The 26,224-nt window shown below is 57.1% G+C and carries 28 protein-coding genes and 1 other annotated feature; of the genes, 13 read left to right on the top strand and 15 right to left on the bottom strand.

Features of this window, described 5'->3' with window-relative positions:
- The first annotated feature begins 42 nt into the window (after positions 1-42).
- The 7 genes from aroH (at position 43) to EKN38_RS11430 (ending at position 7,188) form a co-directional block, all read left to right on the top strand.
- Positions 43-1,089, top strand: a complete 1,047-nt coding sequence (gene aroH / locus EKN38_RS11400; RefSeq protein ID WP_014831568.1) for a 3-deoxy-7-phosphoheptulonate synthase AroH — start codon at positions 43-45, stop codon at positions 1,087-1,089.
- A gap of 197 nt (positions 1,090-1,286) precedes the next feature.
- Positions 1,287-1,469, top strand: a complete 183-nt coding sequence (gene hemP / locus EKN38_RS11405) for a hemin uptake protein HemP (RefSeq protein WP_014831567.1) — start codon at positions 1,287-1,289, stop codon at positions 1,467-1,469.
- A gap of 77 nt (positions 1,470-1,546) precedes the next feature.
- Positions 1,547-3,532 carry a TonB-dependent hemoglobin/transferrin/lactoferrin family receptor gene (locus EKN38_RS11410; protein WP_014831566.1) on the top strand — a complete coding sequence of 662 codons (1,986 nt, stop codon included), beginning with the start codon at positions 1,547-1,549 and terminating at the stop codon, positions 3,530-3,532.
- Positions 3,533-3,577: 45 nt separating this feature from the next.
- On the top strand, positions 3,578-4,606 hold the full coding sequence (gene chuS, locus EKN38_RS11415; protein WP_014831565.1) for a hematinate-forming heme oxygenase ChuS: 1,029 nt from the start codon (positions 3,578-3,580) through the stop codon (positions 4,604-4,606).
- Positions 4,603-5,424, top strand: coding sequence for a hemin ABC transporter substrate-binding protein (locus tag EKN38_RS11420; RefSeq protein WP_014831564.1), 822 nt, complete (start codon positions 4,603-4,605; stop codon positions 5,422-5,424). Before chuS ends, EKN38_RS11420 begins: the two co-directional genes overlap by 4 nt.
- Entirely contained in the window at positions 5,424-6,416 is a 993-nt protein-coding gene (locus EKN38_RS11425; protein ID WP_014831563.1) for a FecCD family ABC transporter permease, read from the top strand. The genes EKN38_RS11420 and EKN38_RS11425 overlap by 1 nt, the downstream gene beginning before the upstream one ends.
- Complete coding sequence (locus EKN38_RS11430) at positions 6,409-7,188, top strand: heme ABC transporter ATP-binding protein (RefSeq protein WP_014831562.1); 780 nt, start codon at positions 6,409-6,411, stop codon at positions 7,186-7,188. The genes EKN38_RS11425 and EKN38_RS11430 overlap by 8 nt, the downstream gene beginning before the upstream one ends.
- Here EKN38_RS11430 and EKN38_RS11435 read toward each other — a convergent pair.
- Positions 7,155-8,078, bottom strand: a complete 924-nt coding sequence (locus tag EKN38_RS11435; protein WP_043951610.1) for a LysR family transcriptional regulator — start codon at positions 8,076-8,078, stop codon at positions 7,155-7,157. The genes EKN38_RS11430 and EKN38_RS11435 overlap by 34 nt on opposite strands.
- A 140-nt stretch (positions 8,079-8,218) precedes the next feature.
- Between EKN38_RS11435 and EKN38_RS11440 the strand changes: the two genes are divergently transcribed.
- Genes EKN38_RS11440 through EKN38_RS11460 form a run of 5 tightly spaced genes read left to right on the top strand, consistent with a single transcriptional unit; the run spans position 8,219 to position 12,992 of the window.
- Entirely contained in the window at positions 8,219-8,926 is a 708-nt protein-coding gene (locus tag EKN38_RS11440; RefSeq protein WP_014831560.1) for a CoA transferase subunit A, read from the top strand.
- 2 nt (positions 8,927-8,928) lie between these two features.
- Positions 8,929-9,585 carry a CoA transferase subunit B gene (locus EKN38_RS11445; protein WP_063426294.1) on the top strand — a complete coding sequence of 219 codons (657 nt, stop codon included), beginning with the start codon at positions 8,929-8,931 and terminating at the stop codon, positions 9,583-9,585.
- A 9-nt stretch (positions 9,586-9,594) separates the two neighbouring features.
- Positions 9,595-10,776, top strand: a complete 1,182-nt coding sequence (locus tag EKN38_RS11450; protein WP_014831558.1) for an acetyl-CoA C-acetyltransferase — start codon at positions 9,595-9,597, stop codon at positions 10,774-10,776.
- 43 nt (positions 10,777-10,819) lie between these two features.
- Positions 10,820-12,211, top strand: a complete 1,392-nt coding sequence (locus EKN38_RS11455) for a GntP family permease (RefSeq protein WP_013096992.1) — start codon at positions 10,820-10,822, stop codon at positions 12,209-12,211.
- Between the two features lie 10 nt (positions 12,212-12,221).
- Positions 12,222-12,992: a 3-hydroxybutyrate dehydrogenase gene (locus tag EKN38_RS11460; RefSeq protein ID WP_014831557.1), complete on the top strand. Its 771-nt coding sequence runs from the start codon at positions 12,222-12,224 to the stop codon at positions 12,990-12,992.
- 39 nt (positions 12,993-13,031) lie between these two features.
- Here EKN38_RS11460 and selO read toward each other — a convergent pair whose 3' ends face one another.
- From selO to thrS, 14 genes are all read right to left on the bottom strand, one after another.
- Complete coding sequence (selO, locus tag EKN38_RS11465) at positions 13,032-14,474, bottom strand: protein adenylyltransferase SelO (RefSeq protein ID WP_014831556.1); 1,443 nt, start codon at positions 14,472-14,474, stop codon at positions 13,032-13,034.
- Between the two features lie 64 nt (positions 14,475-14,538).
- A complete protein-coding gene (locus EKN38_RS11470; RefSeq protein WP_014831555.1) occupies positions 14,539-15,249 on the bottom strand; it encodes an EAL domain-containing protein in 711 nt (236 codons plus the stop codon).
- Between the two features lie 293 nt (positions 15,250-15,542).
- On the bottom strand, positions 15,543-16,007 hold the full coding sequence (locus tag EKN38_RS11475; protein ID WP_014831554.1) for a C40 family peptidase: 465 nt from the start codon (positions 16,005-16,007) through the stop codon (positions 15,543-15,545).
- A gap of 74 nt (positions 16,008-16,081) precedes the next feature.
- Entirely contained in the window at positions 16,082-16,837 is a 756-nt protein-coding gene (gene btuD / locus EKN38_RS11480) for a vitamin B12 ABC transporter ATP-binding protein BtuD (RefSeq protein ID WP_014831553.1), read from the bottom strand.
- Positions 16,837-17,388, bottom strand: coding sequence for a glutathione peroxidase (locus EKN38_RS11485; RefSeq protein WP_126522078.1), 552 nt, complete (start codon positions 17,386-17,388; stop codon positions 16,837-16,839). Before EKN38_RS11485 ends, btuD begins: the two co-directional genes overlap by 1 nt.
- Before the next feature lie 22 nt (positions 17,389-17,410).
- A complete protein-coding gene (gene btuC / locus EKN38_RS11490) occupies positions 17,411-18,391 on the bottom strand; it encodes a vitamin B12 ABC transporter permease BtuC (protein WP_126522079.1) in 981 nt (326 codons plus the stop codon).
- 103 nt (positions 18,392-18,494) lie between these two features.
- Positions 18,495-18,794 (bottom strand): integration host factor subunit alpha, encoded by a 300-nt coding sequence (gene ihfA / locus EKN38_RS11495; RefSeq protein ID WP_013097001.1) that lies wholly within the window; start codon positions 18,792-18,794, stop codon positions 18,495-18,497.
- Positions 18,795-18,798: 4 nt separating this feature from the next.
- Positions 18,799-21,186 (bottom strand): phenylalanine--tRNA ligase subunit beta, encoded by a 2,388-nt coding sequence (pheT, locus tag EKN38_RS11500; protein ID WP_014831550.1) that lies wholly within the window; start codon positions 21,184-21,186, stop codon positions 18,799-18,801.
- A 15-nt stretch (positions 21,187-21,201) separates the two neighbouring features.
- Positions 21,202-22,185, bottom strand: a complete 984-nt coding sequence (pheS, locus tag EKN38_RS11505) for a phenylalanine--tRNA ligase subunit alpha (RefSeq protein ID WP_013097003.1) — start codon at positions 22,183-22,185, stop codon at positions 21,202-21,204.
- A gap of 62 nt (positions 22,186-22,247) precedes the next feature.
- Positions 22,248-22,372, bottom strand: a sequence feature (Phe leader region).
- Positions 22,323-22,367 (bottom strand): pheST operon leader peptide PheM, encoded by a 45-nt coding sequence (gene pheM / locus EKN38_RS25765; protein ID WP_001386830.1) that lies wholly within the window; start codon positions 22,365-22,367, stop codon positions 22,323-22,325. (Overlaps the previous feature by 45 nt.)
- A 240-nt stretch (positions 22,373-22,612) precedes the next feature.
- The gene (rplT, locus tag EKN38_RS11515) at positions 22,613-22,969 is read right to left on the bottom strand and encodes a 50S ribosomal protein L20 (protein ID WP_000124850.1); all 357 of its coding nucleotides are present in this window, start codon (positions 22,967-22,969) and stop codon (positions 22,613-22,615) included.
- A gap of 50 nt (positions 22,970-23,019) precedes the next feature.
- On the bottom strand, positions 23,020-23,217 hold the full coding sequence (gene rpmI, locus EKN38_RS11520) for a 50S ribosomal protein L35 (RefSeq protein WP_001124225.1): 198 nt from the start codon (positions 23,215-23,217) through the stop codon (positions 23,020-23,022).
- Positions 23,218-23,314: 97 nt separating this feature from the next.
- Entirely contained in the window at positions 23,315-23,857 is a 543-nt protein-coding gene (gene infC / locus EKN38_RS11525) for a translation initiation factor IF-3 (RefSeq protein WP_023616141.1), read from the bottom strand.
- Between the two features lie 3 nt (positions 23,858-23,860).
- Positions 23,861-25,789: a threonine--tRNA ligase gene (gene thrS / locus EKN38_RS11530; protein WP_014831549.1), complete on the bottom strand. Its 1,929-nt coding sequence runs from the start codon at positions 25,787-25,789 to the stop codon at positions 23,861-23,863.
- Positions 25,790-26,106: 317 nt separating this feature from the next.
- Here thrS and yncL point away from each other — a divergent pair, with 317 nt between their 5' ends.
- Complete coding sequence (gene yncL / locus EKN38_RS11535) at positions 26,107-26,199, top strand: stress response membrane protein YncL (RefSeq protein ID WP_023620707.1); 93 nt, start codon at positions 26,107-26,109, stop codon at positions 26,197-26,199.
- The last annotated feature ends 25 nt before the right edge of the window (positions 26,200-26,224 follow it).

Here is a 26,224-nt window from a genome sequence, read left to right on the forward strand (position 1 = left end):
CCGGTAGTCTGCCGATGAAGCACAAAATTTCTGAGACATTCCATGAATAAAACCGACGAACTCCGCACAGCGCGCATTGACAGCCTGGTCACACCGGCTGAACTGGCACAGCGGCATCCTCTTTCCGCAGGCGTTGCGGAGCATGTTACGGCCTCGCGCCGACGTATAGAAAAAATCCTCAATGGTGAAGACAAACGTCTTCTGGTAGTGATTGGTCCGTGCTCGATCCATGATCTGGACGCGGCGATGGATTATGCAAAACGGCTACAGGGACTGCGGGAACAACACCAGCATCGCCTTGAGATCGTGATGCGGACCTACTTTGAAAAACCCCGTACCGTGGTGGGCTGGAAGGGATTAATTTCAGACCCCGATCTCAACGGCAGCTATCGCGTTAACCACGGGATTGAGCTGGCGCGTAAGCTGCTTCTGCAGGTGAACGAGCTGGGCGTTCCCACGGCAACCGAGTTCCTCGATATGGTGACCGGCCAGTTTATCGCCGATCTGATCAGCTGGGGCGCGATTGGCGCACGGACCACCGAAAGCCAGATCCACCGTGAAATGGCCTCTGCCCTCTCCTGCCCGGTCGGGTTTAAAAACGGAACCGACGGCAACACCCGGATTGCGGTTGATGCTATTCGCGCAGCACGTGCCAGCCACATGTTCCTCTCGCCGGATAAGAGCGGCCAGATGACCATCTACCAGACCAGCGGTAACCCGTACGGGCATATCATTATGCGCGGCGGGAAGAAACCGAACTATCACGCCGGGGATATTGCCGCGGCCTGTGAAACGCTGGCCGAGTTCGATCTGCCGGAACATCTGGTGGTGGACTTCAGCCACGGTAACTGTCAGAAACAGCACCGTCGCCAGCTGGATGTCTGCGATGAGATCTGCCAGCAGATCCGCAGCGGTTCAAGCGCCATTGCGGGCATTATGGCCGAAAGCTTTATCCGCGAAGGCGCGCAGAAAATCGTGTCGGGTCAGCCGCTGGTTTACGGCCAGTCGATCACCGACCCGTGCCTGAGCTGGGAAGACAGCGAACTGCTGCTGGAGAAGCTGGCGTCTGCGGTAGATTCGCGCTTCTGATGTTATTGTCGGGTGGCGCTGCGCTTACCCGACCTACGATACGTGCCGTTGTAGGCCCGGTAAGGCGTAGCCGCCACCGGGCGTTTCATTGCACAAATTTGATCCTCTCACCATTTTTTCACAAAAACGCTTGCCGCGAATTTGTAGTTTATTGATAATGATTATCATTGTTACATTGATTGTTATTTATAAACATTATGTCACGTACGGATAACACTGCGGCAACGCCGCCAAAAACAGACACAGCACCCGCCCCCGCCGGGCGTCGCATTGACAGCAAAACCCTGCTGGGCGATGAGGGACGGGTCATTATCGAGCATGACGGTCAGTACTACCTGTTGCGTCAGACCCATGCCGGAAAATTGATCCTCACAAAATAAACAACACAAAAACTCCGCCAGCCACCCAGGTGACCCCCCAGGCAGCCAGCGCTTTCAATTCTTAATGGAGAGTTGCTATGCCACACCTGCCTTCCGCGCCTTTACGTCCGTCACTGCTGGCGCTGGCGATTGTCAGCACCCTGCCGGGCGTCGCGTTTGCTACCACAGATGAAATGACCGTGACCGCCACGGGTAACGCCCGTAGCGCCTTCGAAGCTCCCATGATGGTGAGCGTGATTGACGCCAGCACACCGGATAAACAGACCGCCAGCTCGGCGGCCGACCTGCTGCGTAACGTTCCCGGCCTGACGCTCGATGGCACCGGACGTACCAACGGCCAGGACGTTAACCTGCGCGGTTATGACCGTCGCGGCGTGCTGGTACTGGTTGACGGCGTGCGCCAGGGCACCGACACCGGCCACCTGAACAGCACCTTCCTCGATCCAGCGCTGATTAAACGTATCGAAGTGGTGCGCGGTCCGTCGGCCCTGCTGTACGGCAGCGGCGCGCTGGGCGGTGTGATTGCCTATGACACCGTCGATGCCAAAGATCTGCTGGAGCCGGGTAAAAACAGCGGCTACCGGGTGTTCGCTACCGGTGCGACGGGCGATCACAGCATCGGCATGGGGGCCAGCGCCTATGGCCGTACCGATATCCTGGACGGGCTGGTCTCCTGGTCGAGCCGGGATCGCGGCGATCTGCGCCAGAGTGACGGTACAACCGCCCCGAACGACGAATCCATTCAGAACATGCTGGCGAAGGGCAGCTGGAAAATCGACGCGGCCCAGAGCCTGAGCGGTTCCCTGCGCTATTACAATAACGCCGCACAGGAGCCGAAAAACCCGCAAACCAGTGCAGCAGACAGCAGCAGTAACCCGCTGACCGACCGCTCCACCATCCAGCGTGACGCACAGCTCGGCTATCACCTTGCTCCACAGGGTAACGACTGGCTGAACGCCGACGCGAAAATCTACTGGTCCGAAGCGCGCATCAACGCCCAGAATATCGACGGCAGCGGTGAGTTTCGTAAACAGACCACCAAAGGTGGCAAAGTGGAGAACCGCACCCGTCTGTTCAGCGATTCCTTTGCGTCACATCTGCTGACCTACGGCGGTGAGTATTATCGTCAGGAGCAACGCCCGGGCGGCGCAACGACGGGCTTCCCGCAGGCGCAAATCGATTTCAGCTCCGGCTGGCTGCAGGATGAAATCACCCTGCGCGACCTGCCCGTGACCCTTCTGGGCGGCACGCGCTACGACAACTACCGCGGCAGCAGCGACGGCTACAAGGATGTGGATGCCGATAAGTGGTCCTCCCGCGCCGGGTTGACCGTCAGCCCGACCGACTGGCTGATGCTGTTCGGCTCTTACGCGCAGGCGTTCCGTGCACCGACCATGGGCGAAATGTATAACGACGCCAAACACTTCTCCATCGGCCGCTTCTATACCAACTACTGGGTGCCAAACCCGAATCTGCGCCCGGAAACCAACGAAACGCAGGAGTATGGTTTTGGTCTGCGCTTTGATGACCTGATGCTGGCCAACGATGCGCTGGAGTTTAAAGCCAGCTATTTCGATACCAACGCCAAAGACTACATCTCCACCACCGTCAATTTTGCGGCGGCGACCACCATGTCATATAACGTCCCGAACGCCAAAATCTGGGGCTGGGACGTGATGGCGAAATACTCCGCCGACCTGTTCAACCTCGACCTCGCCTATAACCGCACGCGCGGAAAAGATACCGACACGGGCGAGTACATCTCCAGCATCAATCCGGATACCGTCACCAGCAAGCTGGATGTTCCGCTGGCACAAAGCGGCTTCTCCGTCGGCTGGATCGGCACCTTTGTCGATCGCTCAACGCACATCAGCAGCAGCTACAGCGAGCAGCCCGGCTATGCGGTCAACGATTTCTACGTGAGCTACACCGGCCAGGCGCAGCTTAAAGGCGTCACCACGACGCTGGTGCTGGGCAACGCCTTCGACAAAGAATACTGGTCGCCACAGGGCATTCCGCAGGATGGCCGAAACGGGAAGATTTTCGTCAGTTATCAGTGGTAATCCCCGCCCCGGCTGGCCGGGGCAATGCTTTGAGAGGAAAAGACAATGAATCACTACACACGCTGGCTTGAGCTAAAAGAAGACAATCCGGGTAAGTACGCGCGCGACATCGCAGGTTTAATGAACATCAGCGAAGCCGAGCTGACCTTCGCCCGTGTGGGTCATGACGCCTGGCGCCTGCGCGGTGACGTCCGCGAGATCCTGGCCGCGCTGGAAGCGGTGGGCGAAACCAAATGCATTTGCCGCAACGACTACGCCGTTCACGAGCAGGTCGGCGCCTTTACCCATCAACACCTGAGCGGCCACGCCGGGCTGATCCTCAACCCGCGCGCGCTGGATCTGCGCCTGTTCCTTAACCAGTGGGCGAGCGTATTTCACATCAGCGAGGCCACCGCCCGTGGCGAGCGACAGAGTATTCAGTTCTTCGACCACCAGGGCGACGCCCTGCTGAAGGTTTACGCCACGGATAACACCGACCTCACCGCCTGGGGCGACCTGCTCACCCGCTTTATCTTTGCCGGGAATCCGCCACTGGCGTTGAAAACGGCCGATGTCCCGGCTCACGCTGAAAACCCGGACGCCTCGCTCGTGGATACTGAGTGGCGTGCCATGACCGACGTGCATCAGTTCTTCAGTCTGCTCAAGCGCCACAACCTCAGCCGCCAGCAGGCGTTTCGCCTGGTGGGCGACGATCTGGCCTGCAGGGTCGACAACACCGCGCTGGCCCAGCTGCTGGAAACGGCGCGCCAGGACGGGAACGAAATCATGATTTTCGTCGGCAACCGCGGCTGCGTGCAGATCTTCACCGGCGTGGTGGAAAAACTGATGCCGATGAAGGGCTGGCTGAACATCTTCAACCCGGCCTTTACCCTGCATCTGCTGGAAGGCGCCATCGCCGAATCCTGGGTCACGCGCAAACCGACGGCTGACGGACATGTCACCAGTCTGGAGCTGTTTTCCGCCGACGGCACGCAGATTGCCCAGCTGTACGGCCAGCGGAGCGAAGGCGAACCCGAGCAAAGCCAGTGGCGCAGCCAGATCGACGCCTTAACGGCAAAAGGGCTGGCCGCATGAAAAAATGGCTTGCCCTGATCAGCGCCCTGCCGCTGCTGGCACTTGCTGCACCGCAGGCGAAAATCGTCGCGCTCGGCGGTGACGTTACCGAGATTGTCTATGCACTCGGCGCGGCGTCTTCGCTGGTGGCACGCGACAGCACCAGCCAGTGGCCACAGGCGGCGAACGCGCTGCCGGACGTGGGCTATTTGCGCCAGCTGAATGCCGAAGGCATTTTGTCCATGCGCCCCACGCTGGTGCTGGCCAGTGCGCAGGCACAGCCGTCTCTGGCGTTAAAACAGGTAGCGCAGAGCCACGTCAGGGTGATCACCGTTCCGGCAGGCAATGATCTGAGCGTTATCGATGAAAAGGTTCGGGTTATCGCTGAAGCGACACACCGCGAGGCCGAAGGGAAAACCCTGCGCAACACGCTGCGTCAGGCGCTGTCGGCGCTTCCTGCGTCACCGCTCAATAAACGGGTGCTGTTTATTCTCAACCACGGCGGGATGACCGCGATGGCCGCCGGGCAACAAACCGCGGCGGATGCTGCGATCCGTGCGGCGGGACTGCAGAATGCGATGCAGGGTTTCACCCGCTATCAGCCGCTGTCTCAGGAAGGGGTTATCGCCAGTCAGCCCGACCTGGTGGTGATTTCGCAGGATGGCGTTAACGCTCTGGGCGGGACGGATGCGGTATGGCAACTGCCCGGTCTGGCGCAAACCCCTGCGGGACGTCACCGGCAGATGCTGGCCATCGACGATATGGCGCTGCTGGGCTTTAGCGTGCGAACGCCACAGGCGATCCAGCAGTTACGCCGTAAAGCGGAGCAACTGCCCTGATGTCCCGACGCGCCGTACTGGCATTGTGGTTGCTGGCCGCGCTGCTGGCCGTCATGACGCTGGCGGCCAGCGGTGTGGGCGCGTTGCGCCTGCCGGTCAGCCTGCTGTGGACCGGCAGCGACGACGCGCTGCGTCAGATCTGGCTGACAATCCGCCTGCCCCGCGTGCTGCTGGCGCTGGCGATCGGCGGTTCGCTGGCGCTGGCGGGCTGCGTGATGCAGGGACTGTTTCGTAACCCGCTGGCCGACCCGGGCCTGCTGGGGATCAGCAGCGGCGCAGCACTCGCCGTCGCGCTGTGGGTGGTTATTCCGCTCTCGCTACCCGCGCTGGTGATGCTGTACGCCCCGATGCTGGCGGCGTTTCTCGGCGCGCTGGCCGCGACTTTCGTCATTTTCCTGCTTAGCCGGCAACGTGACAGTTCCCTGTCGCGCCTGCTGCTGGTGGGGATTGCCATCAATGCCCTGTGCGGGGCGGCCGTCGGCGTGCTGTCATGGCTCAGTAATGATGCCCAGCTTCGCCAGCTCTCACTCTGGGGCATGGGCAGCCTCGGCCAGGCCCAGTGGTCAACGCTGCTGGCCGTCTGCTCGCTGATGGTTCCCACCGTGCTGGTTATCTGGCGCCTGGCTGGCGCGCTTAATTTGCTGCAGCTTGGCGAAGAAGAGGCGCACTACCTCGGGGTGGAGGTGGCCGTTGTGCAGCGGCTCCTGCTGCTGTGCAGCGCCCTGCTGGTGGCCGCCGCGGTGGCCGTCAGCGGCGTTATCGGTTTTGTTGGCCTTGTGGTGCCACACCTGGTGCGCATGTGGCTGGGGGCCGACCACCGGGCAGTGATCCCCGGCTCGGTGCTGGCCGGTGCGTTACTGTTGCTGGCGGCCGATACGCTGGCGCGTACCCTGGTCGCCCCGGCGGAAATGCCGGTCGGTTTATTGACCAGTCTTCTCGGTGCGCCGTGGTTCCTGTGGCTTATCTTTCGTCGCGGAGGTGCGCATGGCTGAACGCTATTGTGCGGAAAATATTGTCTTTCACGCCGGGCAACGGACGCTGATCGACAACGTGTCGCTGACCCTCTCTCAGGGCGAACTGGTGGCGCTGATAGGCCCCAACGGTGCCGGGAAATCGACCTTGTTACGCCTGCTTACCGGCTATCTCAAACCCGCAAGTGGACAGTGCAGTCTGGCGGGAACGCCGCTTGCGGCCTGGCTGCCGGACAGGCTCTCCCGCTACCGGGCGGTAATGCGCCAGAGTACGCAGCTCGGATTCGACTGGCCGGTGGAGGCGGTGATCGGGATGGGGCGTGCGCCGTGGACGCGTCGCCCTGAGGCGTCAGTAATTGAGGAAGTGATGGCCATCTCCGGCTGTTTACCGCTGGCGGGCAGGCAGTTTGCGGCGCTCTCCGGCGGGGAGCAGCAACGCGTCCAGCTCGCCCGCGCGCTGGCACAGCTCTGGTGCGACGGTGCGCCGCGCGGTTGGCTGTTTCTCGATGAACCCACGTCCGCGCTGGATCTTTACCACCAGCAGCATCTGCTGCGCCTGCTCTCTTCCCTGACCCGTCGGGGGCATTTGCATGTCTGTGTGGTCCTGCACGATCTCAATCTGGCGGCGCTGTGGGCGGATCGGATCCTGCTGTTACATAACGGCAAAATGGTCGCTCAGGGGACCCCGGAGGCGGTTCTGCAGGCCGATACGCTGACGCGCTGGTACGGCGCGCAGGTGCACGTTGGCCGACACCCGGCTCAAGCCGCGCCGCAGGTATTTCTCGCCCCCTGATCGGGCTGATAAAAATCTTTCAGGGTTTCCAGCAGGGCATGCGCCGCTTTTGAGAGCTGCGTGTGCCCCGGATGGATCACCCCGATACACTTTTCTATCGGCGGGCTGTCCAGCGGAATGCAGACCGCACCCAGCGATGTCATCTGCGCCTCGCACAGCGCCGGTACGGCACTGCCGCCCAGCCCGCTGGCGACCATCCTCCCTACCGTCACCAGCTGATGGCTCTCCAGCGCCACCTCCAGCTTGCGGCCGCTACGGGCCAGCTCCTCTTCCATCATCAGGCGCACCGCCGAGGGGCGCTGCAGGGTAATGAAATCCAGCGTCAGCAGTTCATTCCAGGAGAGGCGTTTTTTCACCGCAAGGGGAGACGCTTTCGGCACAATGGCGACAAACCGGTCGAGGCCCAGCGGCGTAAACAGCAGGTTATGCGTCGGCGCCGGTTCAAAGGCGATCCCCATCTCGACCCGCCCTTCCCGCACCATCTCAATCACCTGTTCGTTGATGACATCATGCACGGTGACGTTGATCCCGGCGTGGCGATCGCGAAACGCTTTCAGCACCTCCGGCAGGACGTTGGCCGCAAACGACGGCATGGCCGCGACCGAGATTTTGCCGCGCTGCAGCGTAAAGCACTGGTGCATTGCCTCTTCCACGTTATCCCAGTCAGCCAGCAGCTGCCGCGCCATCGGTAAAAAGGTTTCGCCCTCCTGCGTCAGGGTGACCTTACGCGTGCTTCGCTGCAGCAGCGGGCCTCCCAGCGCATCCTCCAGCCCTTTAATCGTCAGGCTGAGGGCAGGCTGAGAAAGATTTAGCCGTTCGCTGGCGTGCGCAAAATTGAGAGTGTGAGCTACCGCTAAAAACGCGCGTAACTGTTTGACACTCATTCTCATTTTTCATCCTGTTAACTAATTGAAAAAATTTAGTTAACAGGAAATTAATAAAAAAACCAAATGAGTGGGTCACAAATTCAAAATTAACAAAAGAGTCGTCGCCCCCAATGATACCGCCACGGACAACAGGAGGGATGGTTATGGCAGGACTGGATAAGCGCGTCAGCAGCTATGCGCAGGCGCTGGAGGGGCTGACGGACGGGATGACATTGCTGGCGGGCGGCTTTGGCCTGTGCGGTATTCCTGAAAATCTGATTACGGAAGTCAAACGCCGTCAGGTGCAGGGCCTGACGGTGGTCTCGAACAACTGCGGCGTGGATGGTTTCGGGCTCGGGCTGCTGCTGGAGACGCGCCAGGTGCGGAAGGTGGTGGCGTCTTACGTCGGCGAGAACGCGCTGTTCGAACAGCAGGTGCTGAGCGGAGAGCTGGAGATTGAGCTGACGCCCCAGGGCACGCTGGCCGAAAAGGTGCGCGCGGGCGGGGCCGGTATTCCGGCATTTTACACGGCTACTGGCTATGGCACGCCCGTGGCCGCAGGGAAAGAGGTACGTCAGTTTGCCGGTAAGCACTACATCCTTGAAGAGGCCATCACCGGCGATTTTGCGCTTATCAAGGGCTGGAAAGCGGACTGGTACGGCAACGTTATCTATCGCCATACCGCGCAGAATTTCAACCCGCTGATGGCCACCGCAGGACGGATAACCGTGGTGGAGGTGGAAGAGATTGTCCCGCCGGGTGAGCTGCCGCCGTCCGCGATCCACACTCCGGGAATTTACGTCGACAGGCTGATTGTCGGCCAGTTTGAGAAACGCATTGAACAGCGCACGCTGCGCGCAGAGGGAGTCTGACCATGTTAACCCGCGAACAGATGGCCATGCGCGTCGCCCGCGAGCTGCGCGACGGTTACTACGTCAACCTGGGGATCGGTATCCCGACGCTGGTGGCGAACTACATCCCGGACGGCATGGACGTGATGCTCCAGTCAGAAAACGGACTGCTGGGGATGGGGGAATTTCCCGATGCGCAGAGTCTTGATGCCGACATGATCAACGCCGGTAAGCAGACCGTTACCGCGCGAACCGGTGCCGCCATTTTCGACTCGGCCCAGTCGTTCGCCATGATCCGGGGCGGTCACGTCGACCTCACGGTGCTGGGGGCGTTTGAGGTGGACGTCGAAGGCAACATCGCCTCGTGGATGATCCCCGGAAAGATGGTGAAAGGCATGGGCGGCGCCATGGATCTCGTCGCCGGGGCGCAGAACATCATCGTCGTGATGACTCATGCTTCGAAAAGCGGTGAGTCAAAACTGCTGTCGCGCTGCACGCTGCCGCTCACCGGGGTGGGCTGCATTCACCGGGTGTTAACCGACCTGGCACTGCTGGAAATTAAAGACGGTGCGTTCATTCTGCGGGAATATGCCCCCGGTGTCAGCATTGACGACATCGTCAACAAAACCGCCGGGAAAATCATTGTGGCGGACGACGTTCGCGAAATGCGCTTTAGCTGAGGACTCAACATGAAAAACGTCATGATAGTCGGGGCAACGCGAACGCCGATTGGCAGTTTTCGCGGCTCGCTCTCGACCCTTTCCGCCGTTGAACTTGGTGCTGTCGCGGTGCGCCGCCTGCTTGAGGAGAGCTCGCTTTCGGCAGGTGACACAGACGAACTGATTTTTGGGCAGGTGCTGACGGCAGGCTGCGGACAAAACCCGGCGCGTCAGACGGCTATCGCCGCCGGGCTGCCCGTCAGTACCCCTGCCACCACGGTCAATCTGGTCTGCGGCGCGGGGCTGAAGGCGGTACAGCTTGCGGCACAGGCTATCCGCTGTGGCGACGCAGAGGTGGTGATTGCGGGCGGTCAGGAGAGCATGAGCAATGCCCCTTACCTGCTGGATGGCGCCCGTTCCGGGCTACGTTTTGGCCACACGGGCCTGCAGGACAGCATGATCGTCGACGGCCTGTGGGATGCGTTTAACGATTACCACATGGGGATCACCGCGGAAAACGTCGCCCGGCAGTACGGCATTTCACGCGAGCAGCAGGATGCCTTCGCCGCCGGGTCACAGCAAAAGGCGGCGTCTGCCATCGAATCTGCTCGCTTTGAGGCCGAGATTACCCCGGTAACGGTAAAACAGGGTAAGAAGCCGCCTTTGGTGATTCGTCATGACGAACAACCCCGGCCAGGAACCACCGCAGAGCAGCTTGCGCAACTGCGCCCCGCGTTTCGCCAGGAGGACGGCACGGTCACCGCGGGTAATGCCTCCACCCTCAATGATGGTGCCGCCGCGGTGTTGCTGATGAGCGAAGAAAAAGCGCGGGCGAGCGGACTACCGGTGCTGGGCCGGATCGTGAGCTACGCCGTCACGGGCGTCGATCCGTCCGTAATGGGCATCGGTCCCGTCAGTGCCTGCCAGACTGCGCTGGCACGGGCGGGCTGGACGCTGGATGAGGTGGATCTCATCGAAGCCAATGAAGCCTTTGCCGCGCAGGCGCTGGCGGTCGGCAAACTGCTCGGCTGGGATGCGCGCAAAGTCAATGTCAACGGTGGCGCTATCGCGCTGGGCCATCCGATTGGCGCGTCCGGCTGTCGGATCCTTGTGACGCTGCTGCATGAGATGCAGCGCCGTGACGCCAAAAGAGGGCTCGTCACCCTGTGCGTAGGCGGCGGGCAAGGCATTGCGCTGACCATCGAGCGTTAAACCTCTCGTGAGTACCCGAATATAACAACAGTAAGGAGTCGCAATGAGTGTGTTAATTGCCCTGGCGGCGCTGGCGCTGCTGATGCTGGCGGCCTATCGCGGATATAGCGTTATTCTGTTTGCGCCCATTGCGGCGCTGGGTGCCGTGCTGTTGACCGACCCGGGCGCTGTCGGCCCGACGTTTACCGGCCTGTTCATGGAAAAGATGGTGGGCTTCGTCAAGCTCTACTTCCCGGTGTTCCTGCTGGGCGCCGTGTTTGGCAAGCTGATTGAACTCTCCGGCTTCTCACGCTCCATTGTCGCCGCAGCGATTCAGATCCTTGGCCGCCGCCACGCCATTCCGGTGATTGTGCTGGTCTGCGCGCTGTTAACCTACGGCGGCGTATCGCTCTTCGTGGTGGCGTTTGCCGTATACCCGTTCGCCGCCGAACTGTTTCGCCAGAGCGGGATCCCCAAACGGCTGATCCCGGCGACCGTGGCGCTGGGGGCGTTCTCGTTCACTATGGACGCCCTGCCCGGCACGCCGCAGATCCAGAATATTATTCCCACCAGCTTTTTCGGTACAAACGCCTGGGCTGCCCCCTGGCTGGGGCTGATTGGTTCGCTGTTTATTATCTGCTTTGGCCTGCTCTGGCTGGAGCGTCAGCGGCGAAAAGCGCTGAATAACAACGAAGGTTACGGCACGGATCTGAAAAACGAACCGGAAACGCCGGACAACATTAACCTTCCCCATCCGCTGATTGCGATCTCCCCCCTGCTGGTGGTGGGGATCCTCAACCTGCTGTTTACCCGCTGGATCCCCGGTTGGTATGGCACCAGCCACGAGCTGACCCTGCCGGGGCTGGCAAAGCCGATTGTGACCGAGGTCAGCAAGATCACCGCCATCTGGGCCGTGGAAGCCGCGCTGATTTCCGGTATCGTGCTGGTGCTGATCTTTGGCTTTCGCAATATCCGGGGGCGTCTGGCGGAAGGCAGCCGGACGGCAGTGAGCGGCGCGATCCTGGCGGCGATGAATACCGCCTCGGAATATGGTTTTGGTGCGGTTATCGCCGCCCTGCCCGGCTTTCTGGTCTTATCCCACGCGCTGGCGGCCATTCCGAACCCGTTACTGAATGAAGCGATCAGCGTGACCGTTCTCGCCGGGATCACCGGTTCGGCTTCAGGTGGGATGAGCATTGCGCTGGCGGCCATGGCAGACAGCTTTGTCGCCGCCGCCCACGCCGCGAATATTCCGCTGGAGGTCCTGCACCGTGTGGCCTCCATGGCCAGCGGTGGCATGGATACGCTCCCCCATAACGGCGCGGTGATCACCTTGCTGGCCATCACCGGTCTTAGCCATCGTCAGGCCTACGGCGGTATTTTCGCCATCACGATCATTAAAAGTCTGGCGGTGCTTTTTGTCATTGCCGTGTTCTATCTCACCGGCATTGTGTAAGGAGAATCAAATGAATCTGAACGGTAAAACGGCGCTGGTCACCGGCTCGACCAGCGGCATTGGTCTGGGCATCGCCCGCGTACTGGCGAAGGCCGGGGCGCAGCTGATCCTCAACGGCTTTGGCGACAGTGACGCGGCAAGAGAAGAGATTACCCGGCTGGGGAAAACGCCGGGCTATCACGAAGCGGATCTGCGTGACGTCCTGCAAATCGAAGCCATGATGCGCTACGCCGACACGCAATTTGGCGGGGTGGATATTCTTGTCAACAACGCAGGCATACAGCATGTCGCCCCGGTTGAGGCGTTCCCGGTGGAAAAATGGAACGACATTATTGCCATTAACCTGTCATCGGTGTTTCACACCAGCCGTCTGGCGCTGCCTGCAATGCGCGAGAAAAACTGGGGACGCATCATTAATATCGCCTCCGTGCATGGGCTGGTGGCATCAAAAGAGAAGTCTGCCTATGTCGCCGCCAAGCATGGGGTGGTCGGTTTTACAAAATCCCTGGCGCTGGAGACTGCCCGCACCGGTATTACCGCGAACGCCATCTGCCCGGGATGGGTGCTTACGCCGCTGGTTCAGCAGCAGATCGACAAACGTATCGCGGAAGGTGTGCCTGCGGATCGGGCGCGCGAGCAGTTGCTTGCGGAGAAACAGCCCTCAGGAGAATTTGTTACGCCGGAACAGCTGGGTGAACTGGCGCTGTTTTTATGTAGCGACAGCGCCGTGCACGTGCGGGGCGCGGCGTGGAACATGGACGGCGGATGGGTCGCCCAGTGACGTATCGGCCGGGCAAGCCTGTGCTTCCCGGCCAAAACATTAGCTTGAGCAGCTGACTTCCAGCCGTTTGCCCCAGTCTGGCGGACGGCTGACATAGTCATCGTCCCGGTCGGCAAACGGCGTGCGCAATGCCACGTGCAAACGGTGCAACTCGTCATACTCACCTCGTTCAGCCTGTTCAATCGCCCGCTGCGCCAGCCAGTTGCGCAAGACCATCGCCGGGTTCGCCGCGTTCATCTGCGTCTGCCGGGCCGCATCATCCACCTGCTCTTGCTGCAGGCGCGCCCGGTAGGTAGCAAACCAGTCGTCAAACCCCTGTCGGTCGATAAATTCGTCGCGCAACGGCGAGGCGGCGCTGTGCTGCTCCGTCTGACCGAGCATACGGAAGGTACGGGTATAATCGCTGCCCTCACGCGCCATAAGCGCAAACAAACCATTCAGAATAGCGTTATCGCCTTTCTCCTGCGTCATCAGCCCCAGCTTGTTGCGCATCAGCGCGCCGTATTCGCGCAGCAATGTCTCCTGATAGCCGTCGAGCGCATCATTCAGGGCATCAACGTCGATAAACGGCGACAGAGATTGCGCCAGACGCTGCAGATTCCACAGCCCCACTGCCGGCTGATTGTCAAAGCTGTAGCGTCCCTGATAGTCCGAGTGGTTGCAAATATACCCCGGCTGGTAGTCATCCAGAAAACCAAACGGACCGTAATCAAAGGTCAGCCCCAGAATCGACATGTTATCGGTGTTCATCACGCCATGGGCAAACCCAACGGTTTGCCAGCGGGCAATCATTGTGGCCGTTCGGGCAACAATATCCCGGAACCAGAGGTGATATTTATCGGCCTCGTCCTGTAATTGTGGCCAGTGCCGTCGGATCGCGTAATCCGCCAGCTGGCGAACTTTCTCCGGCTCGCGACGATAATAAAAGTGTTCAAAATGGCCGAAACGCAGATGGCTTTGTGCAATGCGCATCAGCATTGCCCCTTTCTCTACGGTTTCGCGGACCACCGGGGTGTCACTGGTCACGATCGACAGCGCGCGCGTGGTGGGGATCCCCAGCGCATGCATTGCTTCCGACGCCAGACTTTCGCGGATGGTTGAACGCAGCACCGCGCGCCCGTCGCCCATGCGTGAATAGGGCGTGAGGCCCGCCCCTTTCAGGTGCCAGTCCATCGTCTCTCCGCCGGGGAGTTGTTGCTCCCCGAGCAGGATCCCGCGGCCGTCCCCCAGTTGTCCTGCCCAGACGCCAAACTGGTGTCCGCTATACACCTGAGCGAGAGGCTGCATGCCGGCCAGAAGCGTTTCCCCTCCCCAGACGCCCGCGCCGTCTGAGGGCTGGAACATCTCCGGCGGGATAGCCAGGTCTTCTGCCAGCGAATCGTTATGCCAGACAAGACGGGAATGTTGTAATGGTGTTGGTTTGAGTGCGGTATAAAAGCCCGGCAACTCATCATGCCAGTGCGCAGTAAAAGACAGGGTCATAAGTCCTCCTGCTTTTAGTGTAGAGGGTTTACCCGGACTTAAACACGGGCGAAAGAAAGGGTTATCACTGAACCAGCGTGGTGACGCGCCCGGCAGAGACGGCAGGCCACAGCGCCCCCTGCATGGCACCAAAGTTGAAGGATAAGACGCGTTGCAACAGGCTATGATCGTCGATACCGGCGACCAGCACTGACTGACAGTGAGGCGTTATTTGCCACAGGATTGCGCGCATAAATGGCTCAAAAGAAAGCGCAGAAGCGTGCTGCTGGATAAACCCTTTGTCCAGAATGACACGTTTAAACAAACCATCATAAACGGCTTTAAGCGATGCTTCACCGGCACCAAAGTTTGCCAGCACCAACGGAAAATGAATCGCCATTCTCGCCAGTTCCAGATCGTCTTTCCCGTTATTTAAACCTGGATAATTCTCATTAACAGTAAACTCAAGAAACGGATAACGCTCAAGTATTGAAACAGCGTTCCCTTTAGTTAATAAAAACTCAACTATTACAGGTGTAATATTGATCCATGCAATTAACTGATGCTGAATAAAAAACAGTTTGCAGGTATCAAGCAATTGCAGTTTTTCGTGAAACAGCGCTAACTCTTCTGCCGCTGTCAGACGCGGGATAACGAGTTCAGTGGGGATCCGTACATCGCTGCCGACGCCAGTAAAGTTAACCACTACCTCTAAACCTTTAAGCTCACCTGCGTTATTGCGGGCAGGCTGGAGCAACAGTTCAGACTGGTAGGCATTATCTAGCGTAATAATCATTGCACTCGCCCCGCATTAAAGATGAGAGAGGACATCCTGGAGCAATTGCTGACACAATTCCACTGTCTTGATTTTAATAAGTTTAATTTCATTAGATCCGTATTAATTTTCAGATTTATCCCTGAATCTAAAATAATCTTATCCTGGTTACTGAGTAATAGCCAGTTTTAGATAAAACAGACACATAAGGACATAAGTAATTTGTCGTAAATTTAACTTTAATCATCTTATTTGCAAAAAAACGGCATGGTGTAATAGTGCCATGCCGTCAGAAATGCGATGTCGGTGGCTGACTAAATACGTCGTGCCTGCCAGAAATTTTTACGCCAGTAAACATTATCGAGGGAAGAACGCATCACCCCGCGACTGGTCGACGCATGAATAAACTGGTTATCAGTATCATAAATGCCTACATGCAGACCACTTTCACCCGAACCGGTTTTGAAAAAAACCAGGTCGCCAGGTAACAACTCATCTTTATCAATTTCGGTACCGATTTCAGCCTGTTTGCGCGTTTCGCGAGGAAGCTGTAAATCGAACTTATCGCGAAACGTCATCAGCACGAAGCCGGAGCAATCCACCCCACCGCGACTCATGCCACCGTAGCGATAAGGTGTCCCGCGCCAGTTGCTCAGCTGATCGTTCAGGCTGGCAATCACGGTGATTGAATCTGAAAGTCGTGGGTTAGGCGGCGGTGCGCGATGGCTACTGCATCCCGCAAGAAATAACACTGCCACCAGGAGAAACCAGAATCGCATGTCCAGACGAATCCTCTGCTTTTTTTATTCTTTTCGTAATTTAGCGTGCAATGGCGCTAACAGGCAAGAAACGGTTACTCCTGCGCGGTAGAAATCAGCATCTTATGTCCTTCGATATCCAGCCTGCGGAACGGCATATTGTAGGCACGAGCAAGATTTGGCGGCGTAAGGACGCTATCGCGCGTGCCGCTGGCGATCAGCCTCCCGCGCGCCAGAAGCCAGACGCTGTGCGCATGGCGCAGCGTATGGTTCAGGTCATGGCTGCTCATCACCACGGCAATGCCTTGTCGACACAGCGCGCTGAGCAACGTGTCCAGCGCGGCCTGTTGCGCCACGTCCAGACCGCTCATCGGCTCATCCAGCAGCAACAGCCGCCCATGAGGATTGCCAGCCGGGTGGATCTGAAGAATCACCGCCGCCAGACGGACGCGCTGCCACTCGCCACCGGAAAGCTGGCTGGCATGTCGGGAAAGTTTGTCCTCTAACCCCAACGCTGCCGCCACCTCCCTGAGCAGCGTCGTCTGCTGTTTATCGTGCAGATGCAGCATCAGGTAGTGCCAGACTGGCATCGCAAACGGCGGGAGCTGCTGCTGAACGAGGTAGCTTCGCCGATGCGCCAGCGAGACCGCCGACCAGTCGCTCAGAGGATTGTCGAGCAGCGTAATCGAGCCTGGCCCGAAGGTCATCCCCGCCATGCGTGCCAGCAACGTACTTTTCCCTGCCCCGTTCGGCCCCACAAGGTGCAGGATTTCTCCTGCACGGATGGCCGCCGTCACCGGCTCCAGACGCCCCGTCTCGGCAACGTCCGTGAGCTGCATCAGCAATGTCATTATTTCGCCAGCGCCAGCTTAATTGACTCCATCACGATAGGATCTTCAGGCGTCATATCCGGAGAAAAACGCTGAATAACCTGGCCGTCACGACCAATCAGGAATTTTTCGAAATTCCACAGAATGTCGTCCGGATAGAGCGGCGCGCGCCCTTTGCTGGCCATACGTTCGTAGAAGCCGCTGCCTTCCGGCGCCACGGCGGTCGGCGCAGCGGCCACCAGTTTGGCATACAGCGGATGACGATTTTCGCCATTCACATCAATTTTGCTGAACATCGGGAACGTCACACCATAGGTGGTGCTGCAAAACGTTTTGATCTCCTCTTCGCTGCCCGGCTCCTGACCCAGGAACTGATTGCACGGGAAGCCCAGCACGGTGAAGCCGTCTTTTTCCCAGGCTTTCTGAATGTTCTCCAGCTGCTCGTACTGCGGCGTCAGACCACATTTGGAGGCCACGTTCACGATGAGCAACACGTTGCCTTTGTAGTGCTCCAGGGTGGTTTTGTCCCCGTAAATGGTGGTCACTTCGGTATTCAGAATATCAGACTGCATAGCATTTCCTCAGGTTGTCGATTTAACGTCCAGCTTTTAATAGTAGCCAGATAAACACCGGCGCGCCCAGCGTGGCGGTCACCACGCCGATGGGCAACTCAGCGGCGGTCAGGGCAAGCCTGGCGATGATATCCGCCACCAGCAGCGTTGCCGCCCCGACCACCGCCGAGGCGGGAAGTAAGGTCCGATGGTCGGTGATGCCACACAGACGCAGCATGTGCGGGATAATCAGCCCGATAAAGCCAATCGCCCCCGCCAGCGCCACGCTTACGCCGACCAGCCAGCCGATGGCCATCACCAGCGCATTACGCCAGACGCCAATTGGCATACCGAGCTGGCGGGCTGAAGTTTCACCGAGCGCAAGGATATTCAGCGGCTGCGACTGCACGCTGGCCCACAGAATGACCGGGATCAGCAGTACCATCAGCCATCCCTGTTGCCAGTCTACGCCACCAAATCCGCCCATCATCCAGTACATCAGCTGTCGCAGATCAAACGAGGTGGAGAAGTAGACCGCCCAGGTCATCAACGCACTGCAGATGATCCCCAGCGCAACACCGGCCAGCAGCAGCCGGCTGGTTGATAAATGGCGGCGCGCGAAGCGCAGGAGAATGAGGGTGATCAGCAATGCGCCAACGATGGCGCAAAGGCTGACTCCCCAGGCCGAAAGCGCCCCACCGCCGAGCATCACCGCGGCAATCAGACCCACGCCAGCACCATTTGACACGCCGAGCAGTCCAGGCTCCGCCAGGGGATTTTCAAATAACGCCTGCATAATGGTGCCCGAGAGCGCCAGTGCGGCGCCGACAAGGATCACCGCCAGCGTGCGCGGCAGACGAATTTGCCAGACGAAAAGCTGTCCGTCGGGACCCAACCAGCGTTCCGGGCCCAGCCACTGGTCACCGGCGCAGAGGCTGAAACCGGCGGCAACAAAAAGCAGCAGCACCAGCAAAAGCAGGCGGCGTCGATCGGAACGCTGTTGGCGATGGGCAAAATCAAGCATGAGTACGGTTTTATTAGCGTGAGATGTAATTGATTTTACGGCGGGTTTGCCAGCGAGAGCAAAGAAAAAAGGCCGCGAGAGCGGCCTTTTTAGTTAGTTCATATTACTCTGTTTTGGGCGTTGCGTTTTCGACACGGCTTTTTAACTTCTGTCCGGGTCTGAAGGTCACCACGCGGCGGGCTGTAATGGGAATATCTTCCCCCGTCTTCGGGTTACGGCCCGGACGTTGGTTTTTGTCTCGCAAATCAAAATTGCCAAAGCCGGAGAGTTTTACCTGCTCACCATTTTCCAGAGCACGACGGATCTCTTCGAAAAACAGCTCTACCAGCTCTTTGGCATCCCGTTTGCTAAGCCCAAGCTTATCAAACAGATATTCTGACATTTCAGCTTTTGTAAGCGCCATAGGTTCAATCCCTCAATGATGCCTGGAATCGCTCTTTTAATGCCTCTACACATTTGGCGACGGTAGCGGCAATCTCCTCTTCTTCGAGTGTACGGCTGGTATCCTGAAGGATAAGGCTGATAGCGAGGCTCTTGAAACCTTCTGCTACGCCCTTGCCGCGGTACACGTCAAATAAGTTTACGCCAACTACCTGATTTACGCCAACTTTCTTACACTCGGCCAAAATATCTGCTGCAGGCACGTTTTCAGCGACCACAACCGCGATATCACGGCGGTTTGCCGGGAAGCGAGAGACGTCCTGCGCCTGTGGAATCACGCGGTCTGCAACCGGGCTCCATTCCAGCTCAAACACGATGGTACGGCCGTTCAGGTCCAGTTTACGTTCCAGCTCAGGATGAACAACGCCAATAAAACCAATGCGTTTGCCCGCTAAATAGATAGCCGCACTTTGGCCCGGATGGAGCGCCGGAATGGCTTCTGCACGGAATTCAATTTCAGATAATTTACCGGTCAGATCGAGAATCGCTTCCAGATCGCCCTTCATATCGTAGAAATCAACCGTGCCTTTTGCCAGGTCCCAGTGCTCTTCATAGCGATTACCGCTGATGGCGCCAGCCAGCATGAGATCCTGACGGATGCCTAAATTTGCCTGATTATCCGGCACAAAGCGCAAACCGCTTTCGAAAATTCGCACACGGTTTTGCTGGCGATTCTGGTTATAAACGATGGTACCCAGCAGACCCGTCCACAGTGACAGACGCATTGCCGACATTTCGCTGGAGATCGGGCTTGGCAGGATCAGCGCGTCCTGGCCTGGATGGATCAGCTGCTGCAGCTTAGGATCGACAAAGCTGTAGGTGATCACTTCCTGGTAGCCTTTATCGTTTAGCATGGTTTTCACACGCTTCAGGGAGAGATCGGCTTCGCGGTGGGAGCCCATCACAAGACCTGCCTGTACCGGCTCGTCAGGGATATTGTTGTAGCCGTAAACGCGGGCCACTTCTTCCACCAGGTCTTCTTCAATCTCCATGTCGAAACGCCATGATGGCGCAACGGCTTTCCACTCGTCCTGCCCTTCCGTCACGTCGCAACCCAGACGCTTCAGAATGTCGGTGACCTGTGCATCGGCAACGTGGTGGCCAATCAGACGATCAAGCTTGCTACGACGCAGGGTAATGGTTGCACGCTTCGGCAGCGTGGCTTCGTTGGTCACATCAATAACCGGACCCGCTTCGCCGCCGCAGATGTCGATCAGCAGACGGGTCGCACGTTCCATCGCTTTGTACTGCAGCGCCGGGTCAACGCCGCGCTCGTAGCGGTGAGAGGCATCGGTGTGCAGACCATGACGACGTGCGCGACCGGTAATAGAGAGCGGGCTGAAGAAGGCACATTCCAGCAGAACGTTTTGCGTTTCATCGTTCACGCCAGAGTGTTCGCCACCGAAGATCCCGCCCATCGCCAGCGCCTTACCGTGATCGGCAATCACCAGCGTGTCGGCATTCAGTTTTGCTTCGCTGCCGTCCAGCAGAACCAGGGTTTCACCCTCTTTTGCCATACGCACGACGATCCCGCCGTCGATACGATCTTTATCGAACGCGTGCATTGGCTGGCCCAGTTCCAGCAGAACATAGTTCGTCACGTCAACAACCGCATCGATAGAACGGATACCGCAGCGACGCAGTTTTTCTTTCATCCACAGCGGGGTTGGCGCTTTGACGTTGATACCTTTCACCACACGACCGAGGTAGCGTGGGCAGGCCTCAGGCGCATCTACCTGAATAGGCAGCACGTCGCTGATGGTGGCAGCAACCGGCGCAATCTCCGGCGCGTTCAGTTCGGTCTGGTTCAGCACCGCAACATCGCGGGCCACGCCGATAATGCCTAAGCAGTCCGCACGGTTTGGCGTCACGCTGATTTCGATGGTGTTGTCATCGAGCTTCAGGTATTCGCGAATATCAGTACCGATTGGCGCATCCAGCGGCAGTTCAATAATGCCGTTGTGATCGTCGGAAATACCCAGCTCGGAGAACGAGCACAGCATGCCTTCAGAGGGTTCACCGCGCAGTTTGGCCGCTTTAATTTTGAAATCGCCCGGCAGCACGGCACCGACAGTCGCCACAGCCACTTTCAGGCCCTGACGGCAGTTTGGCGCGCCGCAGACGATATCCAGCAGACGATCGCCACCCACATTGACTTTGGTGACGCGCAGTTTGTCAGCGTTAGGGTGCTGACCGCATTCAACCACTTCGCCCACGACCACGCCGGTGAAGGCGCCAGAAACCGGCTCTACACCGTCAACTTCCAGACCCGCCATGGTGATCTGGTTGGAAAGCGCTTCGCTGTCCAGCGTGGTGTTCACCCATTCGCGTAACCACAGTTCACTGAATTTCATTGTTCTGTCCTGCCCTTATTTAAACTGTTTGAGGAAACGCAGATCGTTTTCGAAGAATGCACGCAAATCGGTCACGCCATAACGCAGCATGGTCAGACGCTCCATGCCCATACCGAACGCAAAGCCGGAGTAGACTTCTGGGTCGATACCCACGTTGCGCAGTACGTTAGGATGCACCATGCCACAGCCCAGCACTTCCAGCCATTTGCCGTTTTTGCCCATCACATCCACTTCTGCAGACGGTTCGGTGAACGGGAAATAGGACGGACGGAAACGCACTTGCAGATCTTCCTCAAAGAAGTTGTTCAGGAAGTCGTGCAGCGTGCCCTTCAGGTTGGTGAAGCTGATGTTTTTATCCACGATCAGCCCTTCCATCTGGTGGAACATAGGGGTGTGGGTCTGATCGTAATCGTTACGGTACACGCGGCCCGGTGCGATGATACGGATCGGGGGTTCCTGTTCCTTCATAGTACGGATCTGTACGCCGGAGGTCTGAGTACGCAGCAGACGGGTGGCGTCGAACCAGAAAGTGTCGTGGTCAGCACGTGCCGGATGATGGCCTGGAATGTTCAGAGCGTCGAAGTTATGGTAATCATCTTCGATTTCCGGGCCAGTCGCCACGGTAAAGCCGAGCTCACCGAAGAAACTTTCAATGCGATCGATGGTGCGGGTCACCGGATGCAGACCACCGTTTTCGATACGGCGCCCCGGCAAAGACACGTCGATCGTCTCTGCCGCCAGACGCGCATTCAGCACGGCACTTTCCAGCGCCGCTTTACGCGCGTTCAGAGCCTGTTGCACCTGCTCTTTGGCTTCGTTTATCACCGCACCCGCTGCCGGACGCTCTTCCGGCGGCAACTCACGCAGGGTAGTCATTTGAAGGGTCAGGTGCCCTTTCTTACCCAGATATTCGACGCGGACATTGTCTAACGCGGCAACATCTGAGGCCTGATTAATGGCGGCTGTTGCACTGGCAACCAGCTCTGCGAGATGTGACATGATTTTCCTCATTATGTCGGTGCAGACACCGATTTGGTGGACGTATTCTCTTAAATTCAGGCACAAAAAAAGCCTCCATCAGGAGGCTTATCTGGCGCTGTTTTTCGTTTCATCTTTCACGCGCTAGCCTCCTGAAATCAGGTGCTAAAGTAAAAGAAGAAGCGGAAAATAGCAGCATTCATGCTTGCGTTACCTTGTGTGGTAAAAACCGTTAAGACCTTATTGAAAAGCCTGCACGGATAAAAGTCAATCTTCTGATAAGGTTATACCCTAAATAATTCGAGTTGTAACAAGGCGGCAAGAGAGAGAATCCTCAGGAGCTTACATCAGTAAGTGACTGGGGTGAACGAACGCAGCCAACGCAGGTACAGCTTGAAGTATGACAGGTATATGAAAAGAGGGAGCTAAGCCCCCTCTCTCAACTGGCTTATGCCAGTGCTGCTTTCGCTTTTTCGACCAGCGCGGTGAACGCGACTTTGTCGAATACTGCGATGTCAGCCAGGATCTTACGGTCGATTTCAACAGAGGCTTTTTTCAGGCCGTTGATGAATTTGCTGTAAGAAATACCGTTCTGACGTGCTGCTGCGTTGATACGCGCAATCCACAGTTGACGGAACTGACGCTTACGCTGACGACGGTCACGGTAAGCGTACTGACCTGCTTTGATAACAGCCTGGAAGGCAACGCGGTATACGCGTGAACGCGCACCGTAGTAGCCTTTAGCTTGTTTCAAAATTTTCTTGTGACGTGCACGTGCAATTACACCACGTTTTACGCGAGCCATGTGTGCTCTCCTGTATCTATTCTAAGTTAAAAAAGTTAAACGTTAACGACTTATGCGTACGGCAGGCACGCGATGACCAGGCCCAGATCGCCTTTAGAAACCATGGCTTTTGGACGCAGGTGACGTTTACGCTTGGTAGCTTTCTTAGTCAGAATGTGACGCAGGTTAGCGTGCTTGTGCTTAAAACCACCTTTACCGGTTTTTTTGAAGCGCTTAGCAGCACCGCGTACGGTCTTAATTTTTGGCATTTTAATAACTTCCACTTCGCATTGTTAAATAAACGAAACATAGGCGAGCAAAACCTATGAGGCCCGAAGGCTCCACAGATTTTGCTGCTTGAAGGCCTTACTGTTTCTTCTTAGGAGCGAGCACCATGATCATCTGGCGGCCTTCGATCTTCGTAGGGAAGGATTCGACTACTGCCAGTTCACTCAGATCGTCACGGACGCGGTTAAGCACTTCCATACCAATCTGTTGGTGGGCCATTTCACGACCGCGGAAACGCAGTGTGATCTTGGCCTTATCGCCATCTTCCAGAAAGCGAATCAGGCTGCGGAGTTTTACCTGATAATCGCCATCGTCGGTACCAGGACGGAATTTAATTTCCTTAACCTGGATAACTTTTTGCTTCTTCTTCTGTTCCTTAGAAGACTTACTTTTTTCATAAAGGAACTTGCCGTAGTCCATGATACGACAAACTGGCGGTTCGGCGTTAGGGCTGATTTCAACTAAATCTACTCCAGCTTCTTCAGCTTTTTCGATTGCTTCTCTCAGACTCACAATCCCCAGCTGCTCGCCTTCCAGACCTGTTAAGCGAACTTCCTGGGCGCGAATCTCGCCATTGATACGATTCGGACGTGCCGTTTGAACTCGTTTTCCGCCTTTAATACCTTATTCCTCCAGTTGTTGAAGACTGCGGCTGCGAATCTCTTGTTGCAGCTTCTCAATCACTTCACTTACGTCCAGGCTGCCCAGGTCTTTACCACGGCGGGTGCGAACGGCAACTTTGCCTGCTTCCACCTCTTTATCACCACAGACCAACATATACGGGACACGACGTAAAGTGTGCTCGCGGATTTTAAAGCCAATCTTCTCATTTCTCAAGTCTGCTTTTACGCGAATGCCCGCATTTTGTAGTTTCTGCGTCAATTCTTTAACGTAATCCGCCTGAGAATCGGTAATGTTCATGACCACCACCTGCACCGGCGCAAGCCAGGTTGGGAAGAAGCCCGCGAACTCTTCGGTCAGGATGCCAATGAAGCGTTCCAGAGAACCGAGAATAGCACGGTGAATCATTACAGGGACCTGACGCTCGTTGTCTTCGCCAACATAAGAGGCGCTTAAACGCTGAGGCAGGGAGAAGTCCAGCTGTACTGTGCCGCACTGCCATGCGCGATCGAGGCAGTCATACAGGGTAAATTCAATTTTCGGACCGTAGAAGGCGCCCTCACCCAGCTGGTATTCAAACGGAATTCCGTTCTCTTCCAGCGCCACGGCGAGATCCGCTTCTGCGCGATCCCAGGTCTCATCGCTACCGATACGTTTTTCCGGACGCGTTGAGAGTTTGACCACGATCTTCTCGAAGCCAAAAGTGCTGTACATATCGTAGACCATACGAATACAGGCGTTAACTTCATCACGTACCTGATCTTCAGTACAGAAGATATGCGCATCATCCTGCGTAAAGCCACGAACACGCATCAGACCGTGCAGTGCGCCTGATGGCTCGTTACGGTGGCAGCTACCGAACTCTGCCATACGCAGCGGCAGGTCACGGTAGGATTTCAGACCCTGGTTGAAGATCTGAACGTGACCCGGGCAGTTCATTGGCTTGATGCAGTATTCACGGTTCTCAGACGAGGTGGTGAACATCGCATCTTTGTAGTTGTCCCAGTGGCCGGTTTTTTCCCACAGCACACGGTCCATCATGAACGGGCCTTTCACTTCCTGATACTGGTACTCTTTCAGCTTGGAACGCACGAACGTTTCCAGCTCACGGAAGATAGTCCAGCCGTCGTTATGCCAGAAGACCATACCCGGCGCTTCTTCCTGCATGTGGTACAGGTCAAGCTGTTTACCGATTTTACGGTGGTCACGCTTCGCCGCCTCTTCCAGGCGCTGCAGGTAGGCGTTCAGGGCTTTTTTATCTGCCCACGCGGTACCATAAATACGCTGCAACATCTTATTGTTGCTATCGCCACGCCAGTAGGCGCCAGCAATTTTCATCAGTTTGAAGTGATGACAGAAGCGCATGTTCGGCACGTGCGGTCCACGGCACATGTCGATGTATTCTTCGTGATGGTACAAGCCAGGCTTGTCATCATGAGAAATGTTCTCATCAAGAATAGAGACTTTATAGCTCTCGCCACGCTTCACGAAGGTTTCACGCGCTTCGTGCCAGCTGACTTTCTTCTTAATGACGTCATAGTTGGTTTCGGCGAGCTCGTGCATACGTTTCTCGAGCGCGTCGATATCTTCCTGGGTCAGGGTGTGGTCAAGGTCAACGTCGTAGTAGAAACCGTTGTCGATAACCGGGCCGATCGCCATTTTGGTGTTTGGCCACAGCTGTTTGATGGCATGACCTAACAGGTGCGCACAGGAGTGACGAATGATCTCCAGACCTTCTTCATCTTTCGCGGTGATGATAGAGAGTTGCGCATCGTTTTCGATCAGATCGGATGCATCAACCAGCTCACCATTCACACGGCCAGCGATGGTCGCTTTCGCGAGTCCAGGACCAATATCCAGGGCAACATCCATTGGGCTAACAGCGTGGTCGAAATGGCGTTGGCTGCCATCAGGAAGAGTAATTACAGGCATTTTATATCCTTATTTGCAGTGATGCCCCACACATAAGAGCATATACAAAGAAAATAATCATTGTTTAACAATAGATTACGAAACCATCTGACCAACAATCGTCAAATTGGCTCGTCATCCTGCACCTGCCAAAATCAGACTAATGCCGGTTTACGGCAGGCTTTCTAATGGTAACACTAATGACAGGGCATATGCACCCTCTGCGACCAGTTTGAACGTCTGATGTATCCGTTCACGCGTGTTCGCCAGCCAGAGCTCGCAATACCCGATTGTTGAGCTATTCTTGAACAGGTCCTGACACAGCCATGAGGCATCACATGAACGTATCCAGTAGAACCGTTGTGATATTGAATATACTTTCTGCTGCCGGTTTAGCGTTGATTCTTGCCGAGAGATTTCACTGGTTCTGACCCAACCGGTGATATGGCATAACCT

Source organism: Enterobacter sp. WCHEn045836 (genome assembly GCF_003965585.1).
Taxonomy (GTDB): Bacteria; Pseudomonadota; Gammaproteobacteria; order Enterobacterales; family Enterobacteriaceae; genus Enterobacter; species Enterobacter dissolvens.

What these genes read in the sequence shown, in the direction of transcription:
- aroH (WP_014831568.1), top strand. Translation starts at nt 43, where the DNA reads ATGAATAAAACCGACGAACTCCGCACAGCGCGCATTGACAGCCTGGTC.
- hemP (WP_014831567.1), top strand. Translation starts at nt 1,287, where the DNA reads ATGTCACGTACGGATAACACTGCGGCAACGCCGCCAAAAACAGACACA.
- EKN38_RS11410 (WP_014831566.1), top strand. Translation starts at nt 1,547, where the DNA reads ATGCCACACCTGCCTTCCGCGCCTTTACGTCCGTCACTGCTGGCGCTG.
- chuS (WP_014831565.1), top strand. Translation starts at nt 3,578, where the DNA reads ATGAATCACTACACACGCTGGCTTGAGCTAAAAGAAGACAATCCGGGT.
- EKN38_RS11420 (WP_014831564.1), top strand. Translation starts at nt 4,603, where the DNA reads ATGAAAAAATGGCTTGCCCTGATCAGCGCCCTGCCGCTGCTGGCACTT.
- EKN38_RS11425 (WP_014831563.1), top strand. Translation starts at nt 5,424, where the DNA reads ATGTCCCGACGCGCCGTACTGGCATTGTGGTTGCTGGCCGCGCTGCTG.
- EKN38_RS11430 (WP_014831562.1), top strand. Translation starts at nt 6,409, where the DNA reads ATGGCTGAACGCTATTGTGCGGAAAATATTGTCTTTCACGCCGGGCAA.
- EKN38_RS11435 (WP_043951610.1), bottom strand. Translation starts at nt 8,078, where the DNA reads ATGAGAATGAGTGTCAAACAGTTACGCGCGTTTTTAGCGGTAGCTCAC.
- EKN38_RS11440 (WP_014831560.1), top strand. Translation starts at nt 8,219, where the DNA reads ATGGCAGGACTGGATAAGCGCGTCAGCAGCTATGCGCAGGCGCTGGAG.
- EKN38_RS11445 (WP_063426294.1), top strand. Translation starts at nt 8,929, where the DNA reads ATGTTAACCCGCGAACAGATGGCCATGCGCGTCGCCCGCGAGCTGCGC.
- EKN38_RS11450 (WP_014831558.1), top strand. Translation starts at nt 9,595, where the DNA reads ATGAAAAACGTCATGATAGTCGGGGCAACGCGAACGCCGATTGGCAGT.
- EKN38_RS11455 (WP_013096992.1), top strand. Translation starts at nt 10,820, where the DNA reads ATGAGTGTGTTAATTGCCCTGGCGGCGCTGGCGCTGCTGATGCTGGCG.
- EKN38_RS11460 (WP_014831557.1), top strand. Translation starts at nt 12,222, where the DNA reads ATGAATCTGAACGGTAAAACGGCGCTGGTCACCGGCTCGACCAGCGGC.
- selO (WP_014831556.1), bottom strand. Translation starts at nt 14,474, where the DNA reads ATGACCCTGTCTTTTACTGCGCACTGGCATGATGAGTTGCCGGGCTTT.
- EKN38_RS11470 (WP_014831555.1), bottom strand. Translation starts at nt 15,249, where the DNA reads ATGATTATTACGCTAGATAATGCCTACCAGTCTGAACTGTTGCTCCAG.
- EKN38_RS11475 (WP_014831554.1), bottom strand. Translation starts at nt 16,007, where the DNA reads ATGCGATTCTGGTTTCTCCTGGTGGCAGTGTTATTTCTTGCGGGATGC.
- btuD (WP_014831553.1), bottom strand. Translation starts at nt 16,837, where the DNA reads ATGACATTGCTGATGCAGCTCACGGACGTTGCCGAGACGGGGCGTCTG.
- EKN38_RS11485 (WP_126522078.1), bottom strand. Translation starts at nt 17,388, where the DNA reads ATGCAGTCTGATATTCTGAATACCGAAGTGACCACCATTTACGGGGAC.
- btuC (WP_126522079.1), bottom strand. Translation starts at nt 18,391, where the DNA reads ATGCTTGATTTTGCCCATCGCCAACAGCGTTCCGATCGACGCCGCCTG.
- ihfA (WP_013097001.1), bottom strand. Translation starts at nt 18,794, where the DNA reads ATGGCGCTTACAAAAGCTGAAATGTCAGAATATCTGTTTGATAAGCTT.
- pheT (WP_014831550.1), bottom strand. Translation starts at nt 21,186, where the DNA reads ATGAAATTCAGTGAACTGTGGTTACGCGAATGGGTGAACACCACGCTG.
- pheS (WP_013097003.1), bottom strand. Translation starts at nt 22,185, where the DNA reads ATGTCACATCTCGCAGAGCTGGTTGCCAGTGCAACAGCCGCCATTAAT.
- rplT (WP_000124850.1), bottom strand. Translation starts at nt 22,969, where the DNA reads ATGGCTCGCGTAAAACGTGGTGTAATTGCACGTGCACGTCACAAGAAA.
- rpmI (WP_001124225.1), bottom strand. Translation starts at nt 23,217, where the DNA reads ATGCCAAAAATTAAGACCGTACGCGGTGCTGCTAAGCGCTTCAAAAAA.
- thrS (WP_014831549.1), bottom strand. Translation starts at nt 25,789, where the DNA reads ATGCCTGTAATTACTCTTCCTGATGGCAGCCAACGCCATTTCGACCAC.
- yncL (WP_023620707.1), top strand. Translation starts at nt 26,107, where the DNA reads ATGAACGTATCCAGTAGAACCGTTGTGATATTGAATATACTTTCTGCT.